The organism is Agarivorans sp. OAG1 (assembly GCF_037076485.1).
GTDB classification, from domain to species: domain Bacteria; phylum Pseudomonadota; class Gammaproteobacteria; order Enterobacterales; family Celerinatantimonadaceae; genus Agarivorans; species Agarivorans albus.
In genome coordinates this window covers 1364399-1389462 of record NZ_AP028990.1, presented here as the reverse complement: position 1 = coordinate 1389462, position 25064 = coordinate 1364399, and the positions used below count along the sequence as shown (strand labels likewise).

Genomic DNA, 25064 nt, shown 5'->3' with positions numbered 1-25064 from the left:
CACTAAATATCTTGATTAGCGTCTTGTTCTTTAAGGAAGCGACCGGTTAGTACTTGACCGCGATTACGATTGCAGTACCAGTTATAAAATGGGTAGCTAACTAAACCAAATAAGGCTGTTACTAACGCATTACTAAACGGCGAAATAATCATAGGCAATATCGCCTGAATAATATTGCCACCATTCATTACCGTATAAATTAGTAATGCTAAACCAGCAATCACACCCACACCAAAACCTACCAAGGCTAATAATTTCATTAGACCAAACAGGTCTAACTGAACGCGATATCGTTCAACCAATGTTCTTCTCCTAATTAGCGCTCTAGCACCACGGTAGCTACCGCGTAGTCACGCTCATCACTAATACTAATAAACTGGCTGCTTACCTCAAGCTGCTCGCACAAGGCCATTGCAGCGCCGCTAAATACCAACTCAGGTTTGCCAAATTGGTTATTGGATACTTCTATTTGTTGAAAACCAACACCTTTGGCAATTCCTGTTCCCAGCGCTTTTGCAGCTGCTTCTTTAGCAGCAAATCGTTTTGCTAAAAAACGCGCTGGGGCAGCATGCTGTTCAAACCGCGCAAATTCAGCTTCGGTTAATATCCGCTTAGCCAATGCATGCATTTGCTTGCTATTGGCTATTCGTTCTACTTGAACGATATCGGTACCTAAGCCTACTATCGCCACAGTTTATGCTTCACCTTGGCGAGCTTGAACCATCAAGGTTTTCATTTCACGCACGGCTGCATCCATGCCAACCATTACTGCACGCGCAATAATCGCGTGACCAATGTTAAGTTCAATAATTTCTGGCATAGCAGCAATTGGCAATACATTATGGTAATGCAAACCATGGCCAGCATTTACTTTTAAGCCTTTGTCTGCAGCATAACTGGCCGCAGCGGCAATCTTTTTCAGTTCAGCTTGCTGCTCGGCTTCATCTTCTGCATCGGCATAATGACCAGTATGTAACTCAATGAATGGCGCGCCAGATGCAATAGAAGCATCAATTTGCTCATCATCGGCATCGATAAATAGCGAAACTAAAATACCCGCGTCAGTTAGCTTAGTCACTGCTTCGGTGATTTTTTCAAGATTGCCAACAACATCCAGACCACCTTCGGTGGTTAACTCTTCACGCTTTTCTGGCACCAAACACACAAAGTGAGGTTTGTGCTCACAAGCAATGGCTACCATCTCGTCGGTTACCGCCATTTCTAGGTTTAAGCGGGTTTGCACCGTTTGACTCATGATAGCAACATCACGGTCAACAATATGACGACGGTCTTCTCTTAAATGAATGGTAATACCATCAGCGCCAGCCATCTCGGCAATACCAGCAGCAAGCACAGGATCTGGGTATGTCGTGCCGCGTGCTTGGCGAAGTGTGGCGATATGATCAACATTTACGCCTAATAAAATCTCACTCACAAATATTCCTTTTTCAACAAGGCCTTAATTGAAGGCTCTATTGGTAGTTTTAATTTGACTGAACAATTTGCGACTGGTCAACTCTCTGCCATTGAGCAGTTGAGCAATCACAATTCGACAAAATCTTTTGGCACATAATAAGTGTTGTGCTTGCTGTGGGTCAAAAGCTAATAACATAAGTATTTCCTGATAGCTAAATTCCACCTGCGAAAAGCGGCTGTTGCTAACCACAAAACCCTCATGTAATCGGTATTGATAGCTAAGACCTTGAGCAAATTCTTGCGGCTCGGCTAAGGCAAAGCCCAACTCAGCCACCAACAACAGCTCAAACTCACGCAAACAGCCCTCTAAAGGCTGCTGTTTGGCTAAGGCCATTAAGCTGTCTTGATAATGATGATACAAGCTTGGATAAGCGGTATTTTCTTCCAGCAAATAATAAAGCAGTTCATTAAGGTAAAGGGTGCTATAAAGATATTGTCCAAACAGCGGTAGCGCTAAGTTACTGGCTTCTACCTGTTTAAAATTACGCAAACTGCCTTTGCCACTAAGCTCTACTAATAGTGGAACGCCGGGTTGCAATATGCCTCGCCACTTAGAGCGTTTAGCTCTAGCTCCGCGAGCCACAGCACTCACTTTGCCATATTCGAGGGTAAACAGCTGAACTAACAAACTGGTTTCTCGATATGGCCGCGTATGAATAACAAACGCAGGTGTGAGTGCCTGTTCAGGCAAGCTTATTCGTCTCCGTAACCTAGACTACGCAAAGCGCGTTCGTCGTCAGCCCAACCAGATTTAACTTTAACCCACATCTCCAAGAACACTTTGTTATCAAACAAACGCTCCATATCTAGACGAGCTTCTTTACCAATGGTTTTTAACTTATCGCCTTTACTGCCAATAATCATGCGCTTTTGGCTAGGGCGTTCTACCAAAATAAGTGCGTTAATTTGGTAAACACCGTTTTCTTGCATTTTGAACTGCTCAATTTCTACGGTGGTAGAATATGGCAATTCTTGGCCAGTAAATCGCATCAACTTTTCACGTACTATTTCTGCCGCCATAAAGCGTGAAGAGCGATCGGTAATGTAATCTTCTGGGAAGAAGTGCACGTTCTCTGGCAAGGTTTGCTGTGCCCACTCACGCAGCTGTTCAACATTTTTTCCCTGCTTAGCAGAAATAGGCAGAATATGAGAAAAGTCGAATTTCTCCTGCATCATTTGCATGTGCGGAAACAGCTCTTCTTTTTCTTGCACGTTATCCACTTTGTTAATTGCCAAAACAACTGGCACTTTCAAGTGGCGCAACTTGCCTAAAACCAACTCATCATCGGGGTTCCACTTGGTACCTTCAACCACAAAGATCACCATCGAAACATCGCCCAGCGAACTGGTAGCTGCTCGGTTCATTAAGCGGTTAATTGCCCGCTGTTCTTCAATGTGTAATCCCGGCGTATCAACAAAAATTGTTTGATAAATATCATCGGTATCAATGCCCAAAATACGGTGGCGCGTAGTTTGTGGCTTTTTAGATGTAATGCTTACCTTTTGGCCTAAAATAGCATTCAGTAAGGTCGATTTACCCACATTTGGACGACCAACAATGGCTACAAAGCCACAACGGGTATCATAGTTCATACTAAACGCTCCAATACCAGTTCAGCCGCCACTTGCTCGGCCTTGCGGCGACTAGTGCTAATCCCAATAACCGGCTTTTCCAAACCTTCTACTGAGCAGCTTACGGTAAATTGCTGATTATGAGCTTCGCCTTTAATTTCAACGACTTGATAATCAGGTAAGGCTTGCTTTCTAGACTGCAGTATTTCTTGCAATCTAGTTTTAGGATCTTTCTGGCTAAGGCCTGGTTCTATAGTATTTAAGCGATCTTTATACCAACGCAAAAGCATTTCTTTGGCGCTATCGTTACCACTATCTAAATATACTGCGCCAATAATAGCTTCAACGGCGTCGGCCAAAATTGACTCACGGCGAAAACCACCGCTTTTCAACTCACCAGGCCCAAGCTTAATATACTCGCCTAATTCAAAACTGCGCGCTAACTCAGCTAGGGTTTTCCCCTTTACTAAGGTTGAGCGCATGGGGCTTAAATCGCCTTCCGACACATCAGGAAAGCGGTGATATAACTCGTCGGCAATTACCCAACTAAGCACAGCATCCCCTAAAAACTCGAGACGTTCGTTATGTACACCACCAGCACTGCGGTGAGTAAGCGCTAGGTGCAATAAACTGTCATCTTTAAATGTATACCCTATAGCACGCTGCAAGCGTTCTGGGTTTGAGCTAATCATCATCTACCTACTTGATCGCGCCAATGCGATTAAATCGAACACCTGTGGGTATCCATCCCGGTAATACTGAATCTTCAGCACGCTCAAATTCAAAGCTAATCCATATTGCTACCGCTTTGCCCACTAAGTGGTCGTCTGATACAAAACCCCAGTAGCGACTATCGGTACTATTATCACGGTTATCACCGAAGGCTAAATAGTGGCCTTCTGGTACAATCCACTCATCTTTAGCCGTGCCCGGCTGTTGATAAAAGTATTGCACACGATCTGGTGCTGCAGGATTTATCAAAATCTCGTGCTCAACTTCTGCTAGGCTCTCTCGGTAATTCTCTAGAGCCATTGGACCTTGTTTAAAACGCCCCGAAACTTCAAAATCCAAGGGTACAGGTTTTAGCTCAGGGCAAGGTTTAGCTTCACACTTAGGTTGAATAAACAGCTGCTTACCGCGATAAATCACTCTGTCGCCAGGCAAGCCAACAATGCGCTTAATGTAATCAATACGGGTATCTTGAGGGTACTTAAATACCGCAATATCACCACGTTCAGGCGAACCAGTTTCAACAATAGTGCTACGAGTAACTGGATCTTTTAAGCCGTAAGCAAACTTTTCAACCAAGATAAAGTCGCCCACTAACAGCGTGGGCATCATCGAGCCAGAAGGAATTTGGAAAGGCTCGTAAATAAATGAACGCAGCACCATCACAATCGCAATAACCGGAAACACCGAGCGACCATTCTCAATCCAGCTTGGCGGTGTGGTTATCTTTTCTTCTGCATCGTTAGGTAACTCGCCACCTGCAGCGGTGCGAGCATCTTGCAATTTAAGTTCGCGCTGCTTTTCCCAGTGAAACTTATCTAAGGCCCAAATAATGCCCGTAACAAACGTAGCAATTACCAGAATTAGCGGAAATATTGTGGCCATGTTAATCCTTACCAATATGAAGTACGGCTAAAAACGCTTCTTGAGGCACTTCCACGTTGCCTACTTGCTTCATACGTTTTTTACCTTCTTTCTGCTTCGCTAGCAGCTTCTTCTTACGACTCACGTCACCGCCATAACACTTGGCAATTACGTTTTTGCGAAGTTGTTTAACCGTAGAACGAGCAATAATGTGCATGCCAATAGATGCTTGAATCGCGATATCAAACATTTGGCGCGGAATAAGCTCTTTCATCTTATCAACTACCTGACGCCCACGAGATTCAGAGTGATCTTTGTGAGTAATCAAAGCTAGCGCATCAACTCTATCGCCGTTAATCATGATATCTACACGCACCATGTTAGCAGCATTAAAGTACTTGAAGTTGTAATCCAAAGACGCATAGCCACGGCTGGTAGACTTAAGTTTATCGAAGAAATCCAACACCACTTCAGCCATTGGTATTTCGTAAGTTAAAGCAACTTGCTTACCGTGATAAGCCATGTTCTTTTGGATGCCGCGCTTTTCTACACAAAGGGTGATTACATTCCCTAAGTATTCTTGAGGAACCAGAATATTTACTTCGGCAATTGGCTCGCGAATCTCAGCAATATTGTTCGTTGGTGGTAACTTAGCAGGGCTATCTACGTAGATAACTTCGCCTTTATTCATCTCTACTTCGTAAATTACGGTTGGCGCTGTAGTGATTAAATCAAGATCGTATTCACGCTCTAAACGCTCTTGAATGATTTCCATGTGCAACATGCCTAAGAAACCACAACGGAAACCAAAACCTAGAGCGGTAGAGTTTTCTGGCTCATAAAATAACGAAGAATCGTTAAGGCTTAACTTAGCTAGCGCATCACGGAAGTTTTCATACTCATCAGAACTGGTAGGAAACAAACCCGCGTATACCTGTGGCTTTACTTTTTTAAATCCAGGCAAGGCTTCGGTAGAACCATTTTTTTGGGTAGTTAAGGTATCACCAACCGGTGCGCCCAAAATCTCTTTAATACCGGCGATTACGTAACCTACTTCACCGGTTTTTAATACTCCGGTATTGGTTTGTTTAGGGGTGAAAATCCCCACTTCGTTAATCACATGCGCTTGACCAGTAGACATTACTGTCATGCGCTCGCCTGCTCTTAACTCACCGCTTTTAATACGTACCAGCGATACAACGCCTTGGTAGTTATCGAACCACGAATCAATAATTAGCGCCTGTAGCGGTGCCGTATCATCACCTTCGGGTGGCGGTACGTCACGCACAATGGTTTCTAATACATCTTCAATACCTAGGCCTGTTTTAGCTGAACAAACCGTTGCATCGGTGGCATCAATACCTACGATATCTTCAATTTCTTCCGCTACGCGGTCTGGATCTGCCTGTGGTAAATCAATTTTGTTTAGTACTGGAATAACTTCTAAGTCCATTTCCATAGCGGTATAACAGTTCGCTAAGGTTTGGGCTTCTACGCCTTGCGCAGCGTCAACAACCAGTAAAGCACCTTCACATGCCGCCAGTGAACGTGACACTTCATAAGTGAAGTCAACGTGTCCTGGAGTATCAATAAAGTTAAGCTGATAGGTTTCACCGTCTTTAGCGGTGTAATCCAAGGTTACACTTTGTGCTTTAATGGTAATTCCGCGTTCGCGCTCTAAGTCCATAGAGTCAAGAACCTGCGCTTCCATTTCGCGCGCGCTCAATCCACCACAGTGTTGAATCAGGCGATCAGATAAGGTCGATTTGCCATGGTCGATATGGGCAATAATCGAAAAGTTGCGAATATTCTTATTTATCAAGAGCTTACCTATAAAAAATCATCTATACGCGAATTAGGATTCGCTTTTCTTAAAAATGCAGCAATCGCGCATTATATCGTTGACGCGGATACTACCACAATCCACCCAGAACCAAAAAAAATGCAGGCTTAAATTAATAATTGTTTTGTATTCCCTAAAATCAAAAAACGCCCATTGCAGGGCGTTTTCTAAAAGAAGTTTATTGCTTAGCATGCATTTTGGGGCGATATCGTGGCTGCCGTGCAAAGTAACGAGTAAAGCCACGAACCAATAAAAAGCCTAGGGCTAAACCTAGTAAGGTGCAGATGGCAATAGCCCATTCACCAGCAAAGCCTTGCATAGTGATAAATTTACCGAGTGCTGCGCCTATAATCAGCATGGCAATGGGAACAAGATAAACAAGCAATGCACTTTGCAGCATGTTTTTGGCGTTCAAGGCTAACTCTATCTGGTCCCCCACCTCAACCGTTTCAGTAAGCTTTACCTGAAGCTGATGAACCCGAGTAGGAAAGGCTTTAGCTATTGCGCTATTTCCGCAATTGTCTGCACTGGCGCAACTGCCACAAGCACTTTTACTTACGCATTCAACTTTTGCGTAACCGCCACTTACCTCAACAACCTTGGCTGTTTCAATGATTAATGCGGAATTACTGGGCCGGCTCAATGGGCTTCTCGAAGTAAGGACCAATAGTTACAGAATCGGCCATTTTTGAGGCGGTTTCTGGTGGAATTTCACCAACAACGGTGATTTCTATGCCTTTACGTACAACGGTATGTAGGCTGGTCGCACCTTGTCGAACCAGTTGCTCACGTAAGGGGTTAGTCTTACCAACGGCATTGGCATAAACCGAAATATCAAACAGGCCATCGCTAAGCTTTATGTAATCAACTGATTCTGATATCGCCGCCAAGGAGTGCTGTTCTTTTTGGGCGACCTTCATCCCTTTAGGTGACCAACCCAAGCGCCAATTAATTTGGTGCTCTTGTTTATCTACCGATTCTTTACCCATTACGGTGCTAGGCAACTCTAAGCTGGCCAATTCTGTCATCCATTCACTGGGCTTTTCATATTCAGCCAGCGTCACAGCCATATGCTGTTCAATCAATTCACCTGTTTGATCAACCACATCTAGACGCAAGGGTAAGTGAGATGCGTAATCAATCCATAGGTATAAACCGTACAAATCGGAAGACTTAGGCACTATGCGCATCACCTGTGCGGGTCGACCGGCAACCCGGCTTTTACCCGCAATCACTAAGTCAAAATTGCTTTGTAAATCTTCCAGTTTTACCGCCGCTAAATTGCCAAACATGCCGGGTAAACGACTTGAGGCCAAACTGTAAGGTGATTGCCCTGGTTCAAAAAACGCTACGGTACCTTCACGGTATACCGCTTCATTAGCAGGGCCGTTTAAGTACACGCGGTGGGCAACTTCTACCCCATTAACCACTCCGTGAATTAAGCGCACTGGCTCGATGTGCCCTTGGCGAACCACAATATAAGAAAGCTCATACTGACGCTGATGAAAAGCCTGTTGGTAATTGTGTAATAAACTCACCGCAGGGCTGGTTTGGCTAACTGAGGTAGCCAAGGCATCAGAGGTGGTTACGGGGGACTCTGCTGAAACAGAAAAAGATGCCAGTAATAAGATTACTGGCATCGAGATAGTCTTTAAGCGCATAGGCTAATTAATTACTCTACAATTCGTTGCTGGAAGCGATGGTCCTGTAAGTAGGCGCTAATACGCTTACGCTGTTCCACAATTTCAGCTTCACTTAGCTCACGAGGCTGAGGGTTAGACTGTAAGCTAACTGGTGCTACAGCTCCGCCCACCGGTACTGTGCTAAATACGGGTAAAGGTTGGTCAGCATCGTTGGCTTGATATGAATACTGCTGAACACCAATAATAGCAGCTACCGCTACCGATGCAGCAATTGCATATTGCCCAGCATATTTAAAGAATCGAACAACACGTACTGACGATTCTTTTTGTTCGGCCGCCTGAGGTTTAGGGGCTACAATCGCTGGCTCTTGCTCCAAGGCAGCAGCTACACCACTAGCAATATCAATATCGATTTGCTTGGGAGTTTCTCCGCGAAGTACATCACCAATTAAGTGATAATTACTCCACTGCTCTGCATGCTCCGGCTCATTGGCTAACAGATCTAACAGTGCTGCGTCGGTTAATTCGTTATCAACCAGTGCGGATAACTGTTCTTTATTTGCCATATTAGTCATCAATCCCCAAAGTTACCTACTTAAAAGCGGTTGTATTCGCTTTTCAATTGCATCCCTTGCTCGGAAAATCCGTGATCTCACGGTCCCGACAGGACAATCCATTACATTGGCAATCTCTTCGTAGCTTAAACCATCTATCTCTCGAAGAGTAATTGCAGTGCGCAAATCATCAGGTAGTCCTTCCATTGTAGCAAAAACTACCTCTTTTATTTCTTCGGATAACAACAAAGTTTCTGGAGTGTCGGCTTCTTTCAAAGCATCTGCGCCATCATAGAACTCTGCTTCATCAGCATCCACATCATTTGCAGGCGGTCTACGACCTTGAGCAACAATGTGGTTTTTAGCAGTATTTACTGCAATTCGGTATAACCATGTATAAAACGCACTTTCTCCTCGAAAGTTTGGTAGTGCACGGTAAGCCTTAATAAACGCGTCTTGCGTTACATCGGCTACATCCCCGTGATTCACAATATAGCGTGATATAAGGTTTGCTACCTTATGCTGATACTTTTGTACCAACAAATTAAATGCCGCCTTATCGCCACGTTGCGTTCTTTCGACCAACGTTTGATCTGTCCACTGTTCTGACATTTGTAACTACCGTCCTCCTAATGCTTGAGATTCGGTAGCTTTTTTGGCGGCACATCTCTTCAGACTGCTTGTTTTCAAAAAAGTTCTCTTCCAACCAAATAAAATTTTTGCGCCTCTGTGAGACACTGCAAACTTGCGTAAGTTTCAGTTAAACTAGCTTATACTCCAATTTTTCTTTTAACTACGTATAAGAGCGCATCTAATGGAATACACTAGCGATGTTCTAATAATAGGCAGTGGCGCTGCAGGCTTAACTATGGCCTTAAACTTAGCTGATTATGCCAAAGTCCACGTACTGAGCAAAGGACCTCTCAAAGAAGGTTCTACTTATTATGCTCAAGGAGGCATCGCTGCTGTATTCGATAAGAATGACAGCGTAGAAGAACATGTCAATGACACCTTGATCGCAGGTGATGGCTTATGTGACGAAGATGCGGTTAAATTCACCGCAGAAAACAGCAAGCAATGTATTGACTGGCTAATTAATCTAGGCGTTCCTTTTGATCAAGAAACCGCCACCAATGGCGAGGCCAAGTACCACCTAACCCGTGAAGGAGGACACAGCCGCCGTCGTATTTTGCATGCTGCCGATGCCACCGGTAAAGCAGTACAAAAAACCTTAGTACGTGCGGTATTAAGTCACCCTAACATTACGTTGCTAGAGCGTTTCAACGCCGTTGATTTAATTACCGAAACTGACAACGAGCAGAAAAAAGTGGTTGGCGCGTATGTTTGGAACCGCAATAAAGAGCGTGTAGAGGTAGTTAAAGCCAAGTTTGTGGCAATGGCTACTGGCGGCGCAAGTAAGGTTTACCAATACACCAGTAACCCAGATGTAAGTAGCGGCGATGGCATTGCCATGGCTTGGCGTGCGGGCTGCCGGGTAGGCAATATGGAATTTAATCAGTTCCACCCAACCTGTTTATTTCACCCAGAAGCGCGAAACTTTTTGCTTACCGAAGCGCTGCGCGGCGAAGGCGCGTTACTAAAACGTCCTGATGGCAGCCGCTTTATGCCAGACTTTGACTCTCGTGAAGAGCTAGCACCCCGAGATGTAGTAGCACGCGCTATCGATTATGAAATGAAACGACTAGGTGCAGATTGTGTCTACTTAGACATTAGCCACCGCGATGATGAGTTTATCGAGCTGCATTTCCCTACTATCTTAAAGCGCTGTTTAGAGCTGGGGATCGACATCCGCAAACAAGCTATTCCGGTGGTTCCTGCAGCTCACTACACCTGTGGTGGAGTAGTCACCAACCTACAAGGCGAAACCGACTTAGCCAACTTATACGCCATTGGTGAAGTGGCCTACACTGGCCTGCATGGCGCTAACCGCATGGCCAGCAACTCGCTGTTGGAATGTGTGGTATTCGCACACGCGGCTAGTGAGCACATCAAGCAGCACTTAAACGAAGTGCAGTTATGTAACAGCATTCAGCCTTGGGACGACAGCCAAGTAAGCGACTCCGACGAAGAGGTCATCATTAACCACAACTGGCATGAACTACGCTTATTTATGTGGGACTACGTAGGCATTGTTCGCACCAACAAACGTCTGCAGCGAGCAATGCGCCGCATTCACTTACTGCAGCAAGAAATTTTTGAGTATTACTCAAACTTTAAAGTGGGTAATAACTTGTTGGAGCTGCGTAATTTGCTGCAAGTAGCAGAATTAATTGTTGGCTGTGCGATGCGCCGTCATGAGAGTCGCGGCCTGCATTACAACTTAGATTACCCAGATAAGTTGGATAAAATCAAACCAACCATTCTCGACCCTAATACCTTTTATCAAGAAGAAGATAACGAAAGGTAATTAAAAAAGGCTTACATAGGTAAGCCTTTTTTGTAGCCATAAGTTTGCTTAGTTAAAGGCTTACTTCCGCCTTAGGGAAATTAATCACAAAGCACAATTTGCGATAAATATGCTCTGGCAAGCTGTCGGCAAAAATCAGTTTACATTTAGGTACATCTTGCTCAAATACAATCACTAAACAACAGCCAAATGCAACTCGAGAATAGCTTGACCATGTGCATTCAAGTTGCTCATCTTGTTGTTCAAAAACCACTTTGTCAGGGCTGAAGTAGCCACTAGGCTGATAATGCCACCAATGAGAGACAAGCACTGCACTGGTTAACAGACAAAAAACTATAAGCGGTATTAGCTGAGGAAAGAGGCTTAAAACCAAGCCTTGGAAAAGCACACTCGCAGCTATCAAGTACAAGTAACTGCGTGAACGATGAGCCGAAAAGTTACACTTTGACACGCTTAAGGATATGCTCAACCATAGCCGCTAACGGTGCATCTTCACATTCTTTATGGCCCATAAACCAAGCGAATAAATCAGGATCGTCACAAGCTAGTAAGCGTTTAAAGGTAAGCTTTTGCTCGTCGCTTAGTTCATCGTAGGCTTCATCAACAAAGGGCATAAACAAAACATCTAGCTCTAACATCCCACGACGGCAAGCCCATTTTAAACGTGATTTATTTTCCTGCATGTTGTTCCTTGTAGACATGAGTTACACTGGTCAGCATCAACTTATTTCGACTAAAAGCCTTATAAGTAGTGCTGTAAAAGTATTGACGAAGATACCATTTCAACAACAAAATTACACCCTTATAAGCTTGACTTAGCTCTCAACGGAAGCCGACTATGTCTCAACAAACTTTATGTACTCTTCCTCCATTATTGGTTCAACCTTTGGATCAGTGGCACCTAGTTAGAGTAAGTGGCGAAGACGCCCAAAGTTATTTACAAGGCCAACTTAGCTGCGATGTAAATAGCCTATTACCAGGCCAACAAAGCTTGGCTGCTCACTGTGATCCTACTGGAAAAATGTGGTCGGTATTACGTCTACTGCGCTTGGAGCAAGACTACCTTTACTTGCAACCAGCATCTTTAGCAGAGTCGCAGTTAAAAGAACTGAAAAAGTATGCGGTGTTTTCGAAGGTAAATATCGAAACCGAATCCACATTACATACAGTAGCGGTAATGGGAGCCGAAGCGCCTCACTATATTGCCGAGCAATTTGGTGAAGAAATTGCCAGCCATGGCGGCCTAATTGAGCAAGGTATTTGTGTACATATTGATGGCCCGAAACGCCGCTACTTGGTGATCACAGAAGATAACAATTGGGGGGCAGATGCTCCTAACAGTGATCTTGATGCCAATGAGCTTTGGCGTGCCCTGCAGATTGTTTCTGGTTTACCCACCATTGAACAGGCAACTCAGCAGCAATTTATTCCTCAAGCGCTTAACTTGCAGCATTTAAACGCCTTAAGTTTTTCTAAGGGCTGTTATACCGGCCAAGAAACCATTGCTCGAGCCAAGTATCGCGGGGCAAATAAACGCGCTTCGTTACGTTTAGCAGGTCACGGTGCTACATTGCCTAAAGCTGGAGATAGACTAGAACAGCAAATGGGTGACAACTGGCGCGGCAAAGGTACAGTATTGCAAGCAGTTCAGTTAGAACCGGGTTACGTAGAGCTATTGGCAGTGCTAAACAACGATACCGATGCAGAAGCTAAGTTTCGCTTAGCAGGCGATGAGCAAAGCTTGTATACCATCGCTCAACTGCCCTACAGCTTAGTAGACTAAACTAGTATTAAGCGCCTGTAGAGATTGCCTAGCCATGGAAATACACAAACTTATTGATTCGCCCTGTATTAGGCAATGCACCCTTGACGGTGATGATGTTTGTGTTGGCTGCTTTCGCCACCTCGATGAGATTTGCGCTTGGAGTGGTTCTGACAATGCATCTCGAAAAGCGATTTTGCAGCGCTGTGAACAACGCCGAAAACTAGCGCCACAATGGCAATTTAACCACAGTATTGTTAAGCGCTAGAAAGCCATACTTTAGATACAAAAAAGCCGCAGAACATAGCTCTGCGGCTTTTATTTAATTGTCTAATACCTAACCAAAATCGCCATTCACGTAACCGCGAGTTCGCTCATCCACTGGCGCATTGAATACTTGGTCGGTATCGCCATGCTCAACCAACTCGCCCATCCAAAAGAAGGCGGTTTTATCTGAAATACGCTTAGCTTGAGCCATTGAGTGCGTCACAATCACAATAGTGAATTTTTTGCGCAACTCGTCCATCAACTCTTCAATCTTGTGAGTAGCAATAGGATCTAAGGCACTGGTTGGCTCATCCATCAAAATCACGTCTGGTTGAATCGCAATGGTGCGCGCAATACACAGGCGCTGTTGTTGTCCACCAGATAAACCAAAAGCAGGGCTATTTAAGCGGTCACTTACTTCATCCCATAAAGCTGCACTGCGTAGCGCTGTCTCTACCGTTTCATCAAGGATCTTTTTATTACGAATACCTTGGGCTTTCAAGCCGTAGGCTACATTTTCATAAATGCTCATTGGGAAAGGATTCGCTTTTTGGAATACCATGCCCACCTTCATCCGAAGCGCTGCAACATTGCGATCTTGATAAATGTCTTTGCCTTCGAGCTTTACGTCACCTTTAATGGTTACGTTCTCAATTAAATCGTTCATACGATTTAACGTTCGCAATAAAGTAGATTTACCACAGCCAGAAGGGCCAATTAACGCGGTAACTTTCTTTTCAGGGATCGGTAAGTTAATCCCTTTAAGGGCGTGAGTGTCACCGTAATGTAGATCTAGTTGGTTAACGTCAAACTTATTCATATCAATCTCTTAGTAAGAAGCTTTGTTGAATCGGCTAGCGATCAGCTTAGTTGTTAGGTTAATAAGCAGTACTAAAACAATCAGTACTGTTGCAGTTGCATAAGCCTGATTCCATTCATGAACGGTGAACAACTCTTGAGTTAATTTGTATAAATGAACCGTTAAAGTTCTACCTGAATCCATCACTGATTCAGGGATGCGAGTTACCATACCCGCGGTTAAGAATACCGGTGCAGATTCACCAATAATTCGACCAGTACTTAGGATAACTGCGGTAACAATTCCCGGCATTGCCGACGGTAGTACTACACGCCAAATTGTGTAAATACGTGAGCTTCCCAAACCATAAGAGGCTTCGCGATAAGCTTGAGGCACCGCAATTAGTGCTTCTTCGGTAGTACGAATAATCACTGGCAAAATCAAAATAGCTAGCGTTAAGGCGCCCGACAAAATAGAGAACCCCAAACCTAAAGTAACTACAAAGAAGGTCATACCAAACAAACCGTAAATGATCGACGGTATGCCCGCTAGCGACTCAGTACAGAAGCGAATAACCTTAACTAATTTACTACCTGGCTTTGCATATTCGGTCAGGTATAAAGCGGTCATAATGCCAATAGGTGCGGCAATTGCGATAGACAATCCAACCATGTAAATGGTTGAAACAATCATCGAGAAAATACCCGAGGTTTTGCCAACGGTTGTATAAGCAGAGCTAATAAACTCCCAGCTAACATGGCTTAAGCCGTTGCTTAAAATATGCCAAAGCATCCATACCAAGAATAAAATAGTCATGCCGGCTCCGCCCCAAATAAGGCTAAGCGCAATTCTGTCTTCAATACGGCGGCGCATTACTTCACCCTCTTACGGTTTAATACCACTAAGCTGGTATTCAAAATCATCACAAATACTAATAAAACAATACCCGTTGAATACAAAGAACTGGCGTGAATGCCAGTAGCATACGACATCTCTAATGCAATGTTGGCGGTAAGCGAACGGGCTGAATCTAACAATGAACCAGGCATAGCCGTTGAGTTACCCATCACCATAATAATTGCCATGGTTTCCCCAACTGCGCGAGCCACACCCAGTACTACGCCAGCCAAAATCCCCGAGCGAGCAGCTGGTAACATCACCTTAAAAATGGTGAACATAGGTGAAGCACCTAAAGCATAAGAGCCTTCTTTATAGGTACGAGGAATCGCGCGAATAGACGTTTCTGCAATAGTGATTACGGTAGGTAAAATCATCACCGCCAAAACAATGATGGCAGCTAACAAAGTACTACCAGCAGGAACATTAAACGTTGATTCAATTGCCGGAACAATAATAACCAAACCAAAGAAACCATATACTACCGACGGAATGCCAGCTAGCAGCTCTACGGCAGGGCGAATGATATTAGCCAACCATTTCGGCGCAACTTCAGCTAAGAATATTGCCGTTAGTAAGGCTACTGGCACGCCAATAACTACCGCACCTAAGGCCGATACTACCGACGCAACAATCATGGCTCCAATGCCATATAAAGCTGGCGGATACCAATCTACACCAAGTAAGAAGTTGGTTAATCCGGCAAACTGAATGGCCGGTAAGCCCTCAAGCACCAAGAAGTAGCCAATAGTCGCCACCGATAGCACACCAATTAGTGCACTGACCAAAAACAGCAAGTTAAAGAAACGACCAACCCAGTCGACCTTTTGGGAAGACTGGCTAAGCGCTTCTAATAGCGCAGAATTTTTCAACTCAAATTCTTGAGTTGGAGCAGCAATCGTTTGATTCATTTTAAAATTATTCCAAAATCAACGTACAACAAAGAGGCATTAAACAATGCCTCTTTTCTTCGTTCCAAATGGGAAGCTTAATTAACTTCGATGTAGCCTTCTTCAGCAACAATCGCTTGACCATCAGTACCCATAATGAAATCTAGGAACTGTTGAGCTTCAGGAGCAGGCTGGTTGTTCACCAACAATACGAATGGACGCGCAATACCGTAAGAGCCAGACTTGATGTTGTCTTTAGTCGCTGCTGCACCTTCAATAGATACTGCTGCTAAAGAGTCATCAACAGAACCTAAAGAGATGAAACCAATAGCGTAAGGGTTGTTAGCCACTAACGTTTTAATTGCACCATTACCACTAGCAACCTGTGCACGTGGAGAGATAGCTGTAACAGTTACATCGTTAATTTTACGAGTTAGACCCATAATGTCTTCAAATGCACCACGAGTACCTGAACCTACTTCACGAGTAACTGCAACGATAGGTTGGTCAGCGCCACCTACTTCTTTCCAGTTATTAATCTCACCCATGTAGATTTTTTTAACCTGTTCAATGCTTAAATCTTTTATTTCATTAGCATTGTTTACAGCTACTGCAATTCCGTCCATTGCCATAACAATTTCTTGAGTTACTTCATTCTTTTCAGAATCTTTAACATCACGAGAAGACATACCAATCATGCTAGTGCCTTCTTTAGCAGCTCGAATACCTGCAGAAGAACCAGTACTTTGAACTTCAACAACGTCATGCTGAGTTGCTTGGTATTTTTCAGCTAATACTTCCATGATTCCTGATACCGAAGTAGAACCAGAAACGGTAACAGTGTTACTTGCAAACGCGCTAGTAGCAAACAACATAGAAGCAGCACTTAATGCCGTGATTAACTTGGTTTTCATAACATTTCTCTTTGCAATTAAAAATAACAATCAATTTGTCTAAGTCGGGATGCATTGAAACAATCAAATATGACAGATAGATTACAAAAAGAATTAATAGGAGATTTTTTGGATTTATTCTGGAGTTTTTATTTGGATTTTATATTTAAAGTGGTTTTTATGACTAAAATTTAACAAAGAAAAGGGCGAACACAGCATTAGCAGTTCGCCCTAAGTATTAAGACCCGCGCCAGCTGCGCACCCTTCCGGTGTCTAAGTGGATAAAACCGCTAGCAGGGTAATAGCCCACGCCACCTAGTTTTAAATCAAGCGCATGTTGGTGTACCTTAGCTAGAGATTGCCCCTTAACTCGCAGATCCACGGCTTGTCCGGTCATATGAAAGCTTTTTCTGGCAACCCCACCACCATTTTTCCGCAACATCTCATTGGTTGCTGGTGAACGATAGCCAGAAATAATGTCAAAATGCACCTTTCCGCCCAAGCGATCTTGCAGCAAGGCCATTTGCATATATAAGGCCTTATCCATTTCGGTGGCTTCATTACGTCTAAAATCACGTAACAATTGGTCCAACTGCCCTACTTCCTTGTCTTGAAACTCACCACTTTTCCAAAAACATACCTCACAGCTTTCGTTGGTATGTAAATTGGTCATGCTTAGAAAGCGCTCTCCCGGCAATTCCCTCGCAATACTAGAACTCGCATAGCTTTTTGGTATTCCAAGACCGACTAACCCAGCGCCTAACCCTAACAACAACGACCGCCGTTTTATATTTCGGTCTAACATCAACACTCACTCCAAATGGATCAAAAAACAATCAATTCGGAGAAAAATACCGACAAACAGCCTAAAAAGCAAACAAAGCTCTAGGTTTTAGTCATACCATTTGGAAAAGGAACGTTTACAGATACTAGCTAGTCGTTTGTTTAAACTAAATTTTCTAGCTAGCTAAAAAAGAATCCGCAGAGGCAAAATTATAAATATCTTTTCGATAATGTAGCCCGCCACTACCATCAAACCACGAGGTAAAATACACCAAGTAAACAGGTACTTTTTGTTTCAATGGAACCCATTTAGGCTCACCTTTAGCAATCAAACGCTGTTTATACTGTTCGCTATAACCCGCCTGTTTGAGCAAAGTCTCTGCTAGGTAATCAGCCGCCTCAACCCGCACGCAGCCGGAGCTAAAAGCCCGCTGTTGTTCAGAGAACAGTTCCGGTGAAGAGGTATCATGTAAATAAACCGCAAACTGATTATCAAAATGAAACTTGTAAGCACCTAGTGCGTTACCAGGTCCTGGGCGCTGGCGCATACGATAAGGAAAAGCGCCAGTGTCTTTAACTCTTGTCCAATCAATTTGCTCACTGAGCACGGCTTGCCCCTGATAGTCAAACAACTCAAAACGTTGCTGGTCAACGTAGGCAGGGTCACGACGCAGCTTAGGGATAATATCTTTACGAACAATGGTTCTTGGCACGTTCCAATAAGGGTTTATCACCACACTACTTATTTCACTCACCAATAAAGGCGTAGCTCGTGAAGCTCTGCCAACTACCACTTTAGATTGAAAGACCTCACTGTCTTTATCTAGATAGGTCATCTGGTAAGCTGGCACATTAACCATAATACGCTGCTGATTAGAGCTGAGCATAAAGCGCTCGAGTAACTGCTTACGCAGTAAATTTCTGGCCAACATTTTAGAGCGATTCACTGGCTTAAAGTTTAGCCAATACAAGGTATCGCTCCCTACTATGCCATCAGCCTTTAAACCATGCTGCGTTTGGAAACGCTTTAACGCAATTACAGTGTCTTTGTCCATCGTATCTAATTGCAAATCAGCAAACTGATTAGCGATATCGAATTCAGCAAGGCGCTGGCGAATTAAGGGCACCCGCCAATCGCGACTGTTTAAACTAATCAGCGGTCCACTTGCAATATTCACTTGTTGTTTTCGCTGCTGCTGCACATTTAACCAATGCAAAATCTGCTGACGATAACGCAAACGCTCAATATTCAGTTCACCGCGCATACTACTTAACTGCTGATACAAATCTGCTCGGCTTAAGTGAGCCAGCCACGGTTCATCAATTAGTATCACCAGGGGCGTAGCAGTAATGTTGTTTAAGGCCATACTTTGGGCATAATCTAAACGCATTAACTGCTGGCAAAATGCCATTAAGCCCAAAAAGGCATCGGTATATAAGGCTTCCCACTGAGGGTTATCGTTGTTTATTGCATTTATTTGCGCCAGCCAATCACTTAACTGTTTTGGACCACCCGCTAAACTAAATTCCAACAACATCCACTGCAGTTGGTCACGGGTATTTCTCGCCTGGGGGTAACCATACCAAAGTGAATCGGGATGAAAATATTGAATGGATTGTTGAAGATCTGGATAACGAACTTGATAGTCTTCTGCCTTAAGTACCAAGGCTGACTCTCTACCGGCTTGAACTGGCCAACTTAAGCGACTTAATAAGCGCTCTCCTACACCTAATTCACTATTTGGAGAAGTATCTAAACCCTTAATAGCCGATTGCAAATTGTCAGTATCAAGATGAGTTTGATTGGCTTGCTTAAACACATTACTGGCTTGCTCGTTAGGCCCAAGCAAGCTTACCGCTGCATGAAGATGCAAACTAAAACAACTCACAAAAATGCCCAACAACAACCTGCTCACTGGCTACTCCAACACCAAACAACACCCTTTAAGCTTAGTGTCTAACTGGTATTGGCAGCACAAAAAAACATGACAATTTTATGTCACAATTTTAAGTTATTGAGATCATTTAGAAAGAAGAGTCGGGCCCTGCTAAAAAGGCGATTTCTTCAGGGCTAGACTCTCTACCAAGTATTTGATTACGGTGTGGGTAGCGTCCAAAGCGCTCAATAATCACTTTATGCTTTAGCTCAAACTGATAGTTATTTTCTAACCCCGGTGCCTTAAACAACTGCTCTGCCTGCTGGTGAATAACTAAGGATTCACTATGCATATACGGCATATATAAAAAGCTGCGCTGGCTTAGATTAAGCTGTTGATCAAACCCTTTTGCTACGGCTTGCTGCGCGAGGCATAGAGCTAATGAATCGTTAACAAACGCACCAGCTTGACCACGATGAATATTTCTTGAGAACTGATCCAATATTATGATTTCTGCTAAGCTTGCTTGCGCTTGCTCGCGCCAAGTAAATAACTCACCACTGACAGCTTGTTGCAACAAAGCAGAGAATTGATTACTTATGAGCTCATCAAGCTTAGCGTCTACACTAAACCACTGTTGAGGGCTTAACTGTTCAAACCAAAAATCTAAAACGTCTTGATAAGCCATACTTGCCTCTTTGTTCATTGGCTAACAGCCGCAATCACCTTGTAAATTCCACTGGCATTGCTGGTAGTTTTCGAAAGTGGAAATTTGACTTATATACCCTACAACTTCACAGCCTTGTTCTCCCCAAGTACAGCCAGGGCGAACTTGATTTTCTACTGTTATTGCTGTCGCTTGGTAGCGAAAATTTTGAGCTAAACTCAATCCAGCTTGAGTTAACAAAGGGCTCTCTTTTGCTCCCCATAAACTCACTAGTTTGCCTTCGCGCATCATAATGGGATGAGTTCCATCAAGAGCGGTTTGCAACACAATGTCTGGACGAATCGGAAGATTGGAAGGGAAATAGTAACTGCAACCACATCCCCACCGCTGCTCTGCCACTGGAATAGCTTGCAACTCACAGGCATAACTAACACTACTTAGCATTGTTAATAACGCGGTGCAGAATCCAACCACAAACTTATTCATAACCATCCAAAGGCGTTAAGGTATAAGCGCAGCGACGCGAGCCAGCAACAATGTGTTCGGTGCGCTCTACCTCGCATTCGCTAAACAGTTTCTGCAGCATATCTAGTTCAGAGCGGCATAAACCTTGGCATTCGGTAGCTGCAATACAAATAGGGCAATGATCTTCAACAAACAGGTAAGCACTTTGCTGGCGCTGCCAATTAGCCATATAACCTTCTTGACTACGCTTATTACTCAAAAGCTCTAACTTGTCGGCAATACTGGTAATGCCGTCCATCGCTTGCTGATAAGCACTAAAACTTTGTTGCTCACGATGACTAACCAATTGCTCTAAGCCAGATTCACCGAATACTTGCTTCACCGCGCCAATTAGCTGAACGCTTAAGTCGCTGTGGCAATCAGGAAAGCGTCCATGGCCTTTATCGGTTAACTGCCAATATCGGGTAGGCCGACCTACTTTTACTTTTTTGTCGAAATGTTCAATTAGGCCATCACTTTCCAAACTTTGTAGATGCTGGCGAACGCCCATGGTTGTGATATCAAGCTGCTCGGCTAACATCTTTACCGTAAGCCCACCTTGGCTTTTTATTCGATACAAGATGTTATCTGTGGTTTTCATGCAATTGTCCTGCGCCTTTATTAAGCACATTATTGTCATTGCAACCGGCTTTGTAAAGCTAGCACTTTATTAAGCTAACAAGCCACTTAGTGAATACTTTTAAAAACTTTAGTTCTCAGAGCTTCTAGTTGCTCAAGAGCTTCAGAAGCAGTAACTCTACCTTCCAAAAACTCCACCATTATATCCATAGCAGGCAAGGCAAATTGCTTAGGGCTATCACGATCAAAAAACTGCGACACTCCTTTGGCACTATTTAACAGCTGAGTGCCAGCTTGAATAAACCGATCTTCACTGCCCTTACTGCTAGACAAGGGGTTAATTTTCCCCAATTGCTGATTAAGCTCAACTAAGGCATCGCCCTTGGACAAGAAATCTAAAAACCAATAAGCGGCGATATTAGTTTTTGCTTGTGGGTGCGCCACAATGACATCAATAGGCGCTTCTTCATATTGCTTCTGCCCTTCAAGCACCGGGGGAAACGCCGCAAAGCCTAAATCATTACGCACTCTATCGGGCACGGTCGCGAGAAAGAAGTTCCCCATTAACACTGCCGCGGCTTTTTCACGATACATTGCTGGTAGCGCTTGTTTCCAGCCCATTTCATCACTGTTTGGCACAAAACACTCAGCATCGATAGCTTGTTGCCAGTAATTAAAAACCTGCACCACTCGTTTATCGGTGAACGCGATGTTTCCAGCCAGCAACTGTTGATGAAATGCCAAGCCATTAATGCGCAAATTAAGGTAGTCAAACCAAGCAGCCACCGGCCATGCTTCTTTGCTACCAATGGTGACTAAGTGTTGTTGTTTGTTGGCAAAGCTTTGGCAACTCATCAGAAATTGCTGCCAGCTAGTAAAAGTATCGGGTTGGTAGCGAATCATCGACTGCCGATAATAAAAGCCCCACTGGTAGTAATTTATTGGCAGGGCGTAATAGTGTTGCTGATACTGGGAAGCATGTTTAGCAGCCGAACTGAAAGTATTATCCCAATTGGCTTGTTGCCACCACGATGAGATATCGAGAATTAGGTCATTCTTAGCCAATGCTCTAAGCCGCTCACCACCAAACCAAAAAAACAGATCACCTTCGCCATCATTGCTCTTCATGATGTCTTCAATGTTCTTTTTGTAGTATTCGTTTTCGTAAACCTGTGTCCCCACCTCAACATGTGGGTAGGCAGTACTAAAGCGTTCAATAAGCTGCTTGTAGGCTTGTCGCTGTTTGCCGCTACTGGGCATTAGTACCAAGGTGAGCGAGTATTGTTTATCTAGTTCATGCTTTGCTTTAACTTGCCAAGAGCCAATGAGTAAACACAAGAGCAACAAGAACGTTAGCCACTTAGACGAATGTTTCAAGGCGCCAATACTCCCTAAGTCTGCCAGTTCAAATAATCTAATCATTAAGCAAAAGCAAGCGCGTTAGGCAGCACCAATTGTTAGCTTATTGCCATGGAAAATATTGATTTAACTATAGTTATAGCAGCTCTTTGGCACACAACAAGTTGCTTTAAACCAAACACACAAATTTATGAATATTACTTATTGGCACTCAACATATTCAATTTTCTGTAGAAACATCACAACTCAACTACGGTAAAGCAAATCAGTTTTCTTCACCCTCCTTAGTTCTTTCAGACAGAGACGTTTTTAATGTGAAGTCATTGGGTTTAAGTGTTAACGCTAGCTTTCCAAGAATACGATTACCATCAACAGCACCGTATAAACGGCTGTCTACTGAGTTATCCCTATTATCTCCGACAAAAAAGTAGGCATTATCGGGGATCACATAAGCGTCACTAAAAGAGTGAGAAGCACCAATAGTTCTTTGTATTAAATAGCTATAATTGGCTAACACTTCTTGGTAGGTTTCAGCATGAGTTGTGCCAGATACAAAGCTTACAGACAATTCTTCTCCGTTTAACTGTATATCGCTACCTTTAAAGCTAATTCTATCTCCTGGTAAGCCAATTAAGCGTGCAACGTGGGGCGCATCCATGTTTGGTGGGTAGAATGCGTAAACACTGCCTTTTAACATCAGTTCTGGCTTCACCTTGTCGTTATCTACAAAGATTACCCCGAAAGTACCATAAGTTCCGTAACCTTGCTTCTCCACCACAATGTAATCCCCAACCGATAAACTAGGATTCATGGATCTTGCGGGAATAGTAAAAGGTTCGTATAAAAACGCTCGAAACAAGGTGACCGATATCAACACTCCAGCGTGAATAGCGACTAAGCCCCACCATTTGGAAAACCATGCTCTAGGCAAGCAAATATTGTAATGCCTAACAATGAAGTAGCTATGAATAACAATAACTAACACCAGTCCTAATGTTAAATAGCTTGAAAAATACCAATCGACAATGGCAGTAAAAATTGAAACGCACAAGTACAAGCAAAATAAGCCAAGGCGATTTAAGTAAAGGAATACAAAGGGTTGGACTATTACTCCTAATAGAAATGATATCCAAAATTTAGGCTTCCATTCCATTTAGTCTCCTTTAAGCTTTCTCGGAAGTATTTTTCAACAGATACCCTACCCGTTGGCCTAAATAACGCGCAGTTGCAACATCGCTTGGGTGAACCTCTCCATTACTTGATTGGGCTACTACACCCAGCTGACACCCTAAGCGATTTAACTCTCGTTGATCGTAACCACTAACTAAGTCTAAACCTACCCACAACATACCATGTTGATTAGCGAGCGTTACTAGGTATTGCAAAGTACTGGTTTGATCACCATTTAACGCACTGCCGCAAGTAAAGCCAGCGGCAACTTTTCCTGCCCATTGTTGCTTACACCAAAGCTCACTTGTTGCGTCAGCAAAAGCCTTAAATTGTGCTGCTACTCCGCCCATGTAGGTGGGTGAACCAAAGATAATTGCATCACAATCGACAAGTTGTTCAAATACTTCAGGAGCGCAAAAGCGCCCTTCTACTATTTGCTTACCTTGAATTTTAATACTGACAACTTCTATTGAATATGACTCAGCAAGACCAGCTTGTAGGGCTTTAGCTAAAGTGCCAGTTACATCGGTTTTAGTAAAATACACCACCGCAACTTTAAGTTTCTGTACTCTAGTCACAGTACTCCTCGACCTTAGCTTCAACCTGCTGCTGGCAGGTTTGCTTATAACGAATATCTATTTCATTAATTAAGTTGGTGTAAACCTCAAAGCTTTCTTCATAGCCTTTAAAGGCTAGATCTGCATTACTTTTATTGCCTTCACTAACGCAGGTCTCATGCACCGAATACCACTGCTCTGCAGCTTTTTCGGCATTATCTAATACTGTGTTGAGAGGCACTTGGTTAATTAAAGCGAGTTGACTTCTCTTATCGGTAAACAATTTACATACTTTGTCGCGAGGCATGTCATAGTCCCAAGAACATATTGCCACATACTGTTTACTCAAAGTTTGAATGTCTTGGTGTATACGCTGGTTGCTGCTGGAAGCTTCGGCAAAACCTTCTTTAGAACACACACTGGCAAAAGCTAATGTCGGTAAGCAGCTTACGGCAATAGCAACAAGTAAATTTCTCATTTTCATCCTTAAAGCAGAGCTCCATTTCACACTTATATTCATTAGCAAAAACTACGCAGCACTCCAATCGAAATGCCTAGGAGCTATTTATCTTTTTCGGTTAAATTGCTGTAAAAATAAGCTCGAAAAATAAACAGCCCTTAATACACCTTTCAAAGCATTCTATACCTTTGATTTGATAATGCTTTTCTTACAAGTGCAATAATTGCTTAAGATCGCATGTTCAATCGAGAAAAGCATCAGTACAGCTCCAAAAAAACACTTTTTATCAAAAATAAGCGCTGTATCTACTACTTACCTCAACACCACGATAACAAACATAAAAACTAGCTAAACTAAAAACCAAGTTCAGAGATACTAGGTTTAACGGTAGTGTTTCCCGACCTTTCATGAACACAACAAGCAGAGTATTGAACTAGGTTAAAAGCATTAGTTAAAAATTATCGACCTGCCTTTGTATATTTTACAATTCA

30 protein-coding genes are annotated in these 25064 nt (G+C 43.4%); 3 read left to right on the top strand and 27 right to left on the bottom strand.

Annotation, left to right across the window (positions count from 1 at the left end; all coding sequences use genetic code 11):
• Positions 1 to 2: 2 nt before the first annotated feature.
• From OAG1_RS06505 to rpoE, 12 genes are all read right to left on the bottom strand, one after another.
• On the bottom strand, positions 3 to 302 hold the full coding sequence (locus OAG1_RS06505; RefSeq protein WP_338625044.1) for a hypothetical protein: 300 nt from the start codon (positions 300 to 302) through the stop codon (positions 3 to 5).
• Positions 303 to 316: 14 nt separating this feature from the next.
• Complete coding sequence (acpS, locus tag OAG1_RS06500) at positions 317 to 691, bottom strand: holo-ACP synthase (RefSeq protein ID WP_338625042.1); 375 nt, start codon at positions 689 to 691, stop codon at positions 317 to 319.
• 3 nt (positions 692 to 694) lie between these two features.
• Positions 695 to 1435 carry a pyridoxine 5'-phosphate synthase gene (gene pdxJ / locus OAG1_RS06495; RefSeq protein ID WP_338625040.1) on the bottom strand — a complete coding sequence of 247 codons (741 nt, stop codon included), beginning with the start codon at positions 1433 to 1435 and terminating at the stop codon, positions 695 to 697.
• A 24-nt stretch (positions 1436 to 1459) separates the two neighbouring features.
• The gene (gene recO, locus OAG1_RS06490) at positions 1460 to 2167 is read right to left on the bottom strand and encodes a DNA repair protein RecO (protein WP_220718531.1); all 708 of its coding nucleotides are present in this window, start codon (positions 2165 to 2167) and stop codon (positions 1460 to 1462) included.
• A 2-nt stretch (positions 2168 to 2169) separates the two neighbouring features.
• A complete protein-coding gene (gene era, locus OAG1_RS06485; protein ID WP_220718532.1) occupies positions 2170 to 3069 on the bottom strand; it encodes a GTPase Era in 900 nt (299 codons plus the stop codon).
• A complete protein-coding gene (gene rnc / locus OAG1_RS06480; protein WP_338626417.1) occupies positions 3066 to 3740 on the bottom strand; it encodes a ribonuclease III in 675 nt (224 codons plus the stop codon). Before rnc ends, era begins: the two co-directional genes overlap by 4 nt.
• Before the next feature lie 7 nt (positions 3741 to 3747).
• Positions 3748 to 4662 carry a signal peptidase I gene (gene lepB, locus OAG1_RS06475; RefSeq protein ID WP_338625035.1) on the bottom strand — a complete coding sequence of 305 codons (915 nt, stop codon included), beginning with the start codon at positions 4660 to 4662 and terminating at the stop codon, positions 3748 to 3750.
• A gap of 1 nt (position 4663) precedes the next feature.
• Positions 4664 to 6463 (bottom strand): translation elongation factor 4, encoded by a 1800-nt coding sequence (gene lepA / locus OAG1_RS06470; protein ID WP_016402856.1) that lies wholly within the window; start codon positions 6461 to 6463, stop codon positions 4664 to 4666.
• Positions 6464 to 6662: 199 nt separating this feature from the next.
• Positions 6663 to 7127 (bottom strand): SoxR reducing system RseC family protein, encoded by a 465-nt coding sequence (locus OAG1_RS06465; protein ID WP_338625032.1) that lies wholly within the window; start codon positions 7125 to 7127, stop codon positions 6663 to 6665.
• Positions 7111 to 8124, bottom strand: coding sequence for a MucB/RseB C-terminal domain-containing protein (locus tag OAG1_RS06460; RefSeq protein WP_338625030.1), 1014 nt, complete (start codon positions 8122 to 8124; stop codon positions 7111 to 7113). The genes OAG1_RS06465 and OAG1_RS06460 overlap by 17 nt, the downstream gene beginning before the upstream one ends.
• A 32-nt stretch (positions 8125 to 8156) precedes the next feature.
• Positions 8157 to 8693: an RseA family anti-sigma factor gene (locus OAG1_RS06455; RefSeq protein WP_338625028.1), complete on the bottom strand. Its 537-nt coding sequence runs from the start codon at positions 8691 to 8693 to the stop codon at positions 8157 to 8159.
• 21 nt (positions 8694 to 8714) lie between these two features.
• Complete coding sequence (gene rpoE, locus OAG1_RS06450) at positions 8715 to 9293, bottom strand: RNA polymerase sigma factor RpoE (RefSeq protein ID WP_016402860.1); 579 nt, start codon at positions 9291 to 9293, stop codon at positions 8715 to 8717.
• A gap of 202 nt (positions 9294 to 9495) precedes the next feature.
• On the opposite strand from rpoE, the gene nadB reads away from it, so the two are divergent.
• Complete coding sequence (gene nadB / locus OAG1_RS06445; protein WP_016402861.1) at positions 9496 to 11109, top strand: L-aspartate oxidase; 1614 nt, start codon at positions 9496 to 9498, stop codon at positions 11107 to 11109.
• 52 nt (positions 11110 to 11161) lie between these two features.
• Here the strand turns inward: nadB and OAG1_RS06440 are convergent, their stop codons facing one another.
• A complete protein-coding gene (locus OAG1_RS06440; RefSeq protein ID WP_338625024.1) occupies positions 11162 to 11419 on the bottom strand; it encodes a hypothetical protein in 258 nt (85 codons plus the stop codon).
• A gap of 127 nt (positions 11420 to 11546) precedes the next feature.
• Positions 11547 to 11792, bottom strand: coding sequence for a succinate dehydrogenase assembly factor 2 (locus tag OAG1_RS06435; protein WP_016402863.1), 246 nt, complete (start codon positions 11790 to 11792; stop codon positions 11547 to 11549).
• A gap of 155 nt (positions 11793 to 11947) precedes the next feature.
• Here OAG1_RS06435 and ygfZ point away from each other — a divergent pair, with 155 nt between their 5' ends.
• Positions 11948 to 12892, top strand: coding sequence for a tRNA-modifying protein YgfZ (ygfZ, locus tag OAG1_RS06430; RefSeq protein WP_016402864.1), 945 nt, complete (start codon positions 11948 to 11950; stop codon positions 12890 to 12892).
• A 34-nt stretch (positions 12893 to 12926) separates the two neighbouring features.
• Entirely contained in the window at positions 12927 to 13139 is a 213-nt protein-coding gene (locus OAG1_RS06425; protein WP_338625020.1) for a DUF1289 domain-containing protein, read from the top strand.
• Positions 13140 to 13208: 69 nt separating this feature from the next.
• Here the strand turns inward: OAG1_RS06425 and pstB are convergent, their stop codons facing one another.
• The 13 genes from pstB to OAG1_RS06360 all read right to left on the bottom strand — a co-directional run bounded on the left by pstB (position 13209) and on the right by OAG1_RS06360 (position 24591).
• Positions 13209 to 13958, bottom strand: a complete 750-nt coding sequence (pstB, locus tag OAG1_RS06420; RefSeq protein WP_016402866.1) for a phosphate ABC transporter ATP-binding protein PstB — start codon at positions 13956 to 13958, stop codon at positions 13209 to 13211.
• A 9-nt stretch (positions 13959 to 13967) separates the two neighbouring features.
• Positions 13968 to 14810 carry a phosphate ABC transporter permease PstA gene (gene pstA / locus OAG1_RS06415; protein WP_016402867.1) on the bottom strand — a complete coding sequence of 281 codons (843 nt, stop codon included), beginning with the start codon at positions 14808 to 14810 and terminating at the stop codon, positions 13968 to 13970.
• Positions 14810 to 15745, bottom strand: coding sequence for a phosphate ABC transporter permease subunit PstC (pstC, locus tag OAG1_RS06410; RefSeq protein WP_152781663.1), 936 nt, complete (start codon positions 15743 to 15745; stop codon positions 14810 to 14812). The genes pstA and pstC overlap by 1 nt, the downstream gene beginning before the upstream one ends.
• Positions 15746 to 15822: 77 nt before the next feature.
• Positions 15823 to 16638, bottom strand: a complete 816-nt coding sequence (locus OAG1_RS06405; protein WP_152781665.1) for a phosphate ABC transporter substrate-binding protein — start codon at positions 16636 to 16638, stop codon at positions 15823 to 15825.
• Positions 16639 to 16855: 217 nt separating this feature from the next.
• The gene (locus OAG1_RS06400; RefSeq protein ID WP_256471421.1) at positions 16856 to 17314 is read right to left on the bottom strand and encodes a DUF882 domain-containing protein; all 459 of its coding nucleotides are present in this window, start codon (positions 17312 to 17314) and stop codon (positions 16856 to 16858) included.
• Between the two features lie 262 nt (positions 17315 to 17576).
• Positions 17577 to 19316 (bottom strand): L,D-transpeptidase family protein, encoded by a 1740-nt coding sequence (locus tag OAG1_RS06395; protein WP_338625010.1) that lies wholly within the window; start codon positions 19314 to 19316, stop codon positions 17577 to 17579.
• Positions 19317 to 19425: 109 nt separating this feature from the next.
• Positions 19426 to 19965 (bottom strand): DUF924 family protein, encoded by a 540-nt coding sequence (locus OAG1_RS06390; protein ID WP_338625007.1) that lies wholly within the window; start codon positions 19963 to 19965, stop codon positions 19426 to 19428.
• A gap of 21 nt (positions 19966 to 19986) precedes the next feature.
• Positions 19987 to 20430, bottom strand: a complete 444-nt coding sequence (locus OAG1_RS06385; RefSeq protein ID WP_338625005.1) for a hypothetical protein — start codon at positions 20428 to 20430, stop codon at positions 19987 to 19989.
• On the bottom strand, positions 20423 to 21049 hold the full coding sequence (locus tag OAG1_RS06380) for a metalloregulator ArsR/SmtB family transcription factor (protein WP_016402875.1): 627 nt from the start codon (positions 21047 to 21049) through the stop codon (positions 20423 to 20425). Before OAG1_RS06380 ends, OAG1_RS06385 begins: the two co-directional genes overlap by 8 nt.
• A gap of 86 nt (positions 21050 to 21135) precedes the next feature.
• The gene (locus OAG1_RS06375; RefSeq protein WP_338625001.1) at positions 21136 to 22449 is read right to left on the bottom strand and encodes an extracellular solute-binding protein; all 1314 of its coding nucleotides are present in this window, start codon (positions 22447 to 22449) and stop codon (positions 21136 to 21138) included.
• A gap of 202 nt (positions 22450 to 22651) precedes the next feature.
• Positions 22652 to 23539, bottom strand: coding sequence for a signal peptidase I (lepB, locus tag OAG1_RS06370; protein WP_338624999.1), 888 nt, complete (start codon positions 23537 to 23539; stop codon positions 22652 to 22654).
• A gap of 10 nt (positions 23540 to 23549) precedes the next feature.
• Positions 23550 to 24134 (bottom strand): flavodoxin family protein, encoded by a 585-nt coding sequence (locus OAG1_RS06365; protein ID WP_338624997.1) that lies wholly within the window; start codon positions 24132 to 24134, stop codon positions 23550 to 23552.
• A complete protein-coding gene (locus OAG1_RS06360; RefSeq protein WP_338624995.1) occupies positions 24127 to 24591 on the bottom strand; it encodes a hypothetical protein in 465 nt (154 codons plus the stop codon). Before OAG1_RS06360 ends, OAG1_RS06365 begins: the two co-directional genes overlap by 8 nt.
• Positions 24592 to 25064 lie beyond the last annotated feature (473 nt).